Here is a 1,054-nt window from a genome sequence, read left to right on the forward strand (position 1 = left end):
TGTAAATAACTGCGGATCCATACTCGTCACTGCTGCATTCCCTTAGTTAATCTTAGAACCAAAAAGAGATTGTCACTGACAAGTCGAAAAGCGTAAAAATGCGACCGTTGTAAGGTGAGTTTTGACGAAAAAAAGGGCTCCTGAGAGCCCGTGGTTACTCGTTAGTGAATAAGTTGCTTAAGCTGCATCGCCTCTTGCTTACCCGGAATGGCTTGCTGGGTATCAATCACCGACGCTTGCTTTAATGGCGCGAGCGTTTTGCTGTCGACCGCTTTGCCATCACTGGTGTAAGTCGTGCCATTTTCGACCAACGCATTGCCAGTCGATTTCGCACTGTTGATCACGTCGTCATATTTGCTGCTGACGTGGAATCGGTAAGAACGGTTATTGGTGAACGTGCCTTGCTCAATCTCGCCGGAATATGGGCTCTTACGGAACAAGTAGTTGAAGCGCTTGTTATCAATCGACACGTTGTCGCTCAATACCAGTGCACCAGGGTTAAAGTTGTCCGTAAAGCCGTCCATGTTGTTATTGAAAGACAGGCTGTTTTTCACCACATGTGGAACCGGAATCCCCTCGCCGCCTAGCTTGAAGCCGTTACCAATCGTGCCACCCTTGTTGGCAACATCGAGTGTGCGACCGTTGCTGAACGAGATGGAATCCAAAATGGTCACCGCACCGTTTGCGCCATCTTCCACTTTGTTGAACAAGTCCCAACCGTCATCAATGTTGTGGTGAGACAAACAACGGATGAAAGTGTTGCCATCGCCGATACGCATCTTGGCCGCAAAACCGTCTGCGTTGATCTGCGAAGGATCCATGTTGTTGTAGCTTTCGCTTTCAATCACTTGGTTGTAACTTGCCCACAGTGCGCGGCCAATGTTTTCAGGAGAGGTGATCACGAAACCAGTATCTGGCGCGCCGTGTGTCACCATTTTTTCGAAGGTGTTGTGGCTACCATGAACAATGAACTGCGCACCCGCAACTTCAATACCTTGGTAATGCCAGTAATTTGCCTCGTGACGAAGTTCCGAAACAAAGCGAACATTGTCTC

Annotated in this window: 1 protein-coding gene; it reads right to left on the reverse strand. The window is 48.7% G+C overall.

What is annotated here, in order from left to right:
- Positions 1 to 161: 161 nt before the first annotated feature.
- Positions 162 to 1,054, reverse strand: an 893-nt coding sequence (locus R8O70_RS26185) for a right-handed parallel beta-helix repeat-containing protein (protein ID WP_412034581.1), incomplete at its 5' end; no start/stop codon positions are given.

Source organism: Vibrio sp. 779(2023), from assembly GCF_033344285.1.
GTDB lineage: Bacteria > Pseudomonadota > Gammaproteobacteria > Enterobacterales > Vibrionaceae > Vibrio > Vibrio alginolyticus.